Source organism: Ruminococcus callidus ATCC 27760 (assembly GCF_000468015.1).
Taxonomy (GTDB): domain Bacteria; phylum Bacillota; class Clostridia; order Oscillospirales; family Ruminococcaceae; genus Ruminococcus_C; species Ruminococcus_C callidus.
This window is the reverse complement of sequence record NZ_KI260415.1, coordinates 15,034-15,240: the sequence shown is the minus strand read 5'-3', so window position 1 is coordinate 15,240 and position 207 is coordinate 15,034.

Sequence of the window (207 nt, the reverse complement as noted above, 5' to 3'; positions counted from 1 at the left end):
GGGCAGACGGATATGAATGCAGCTTTTACAAGAAGGACTAAGGAGGATTCCATATGTTTTACATCAAAGAAAATCTGAATGACACCACCAGTATCTCCGTGGAGATCAACAACGAAAACGTATACTGTCGCTGCCCGCAGTGCGGTGCAGAAGTACCAGTGGATCTGAGTGTTTTCTGGACAGCAGAAAACTTTGACATTTTCAGCA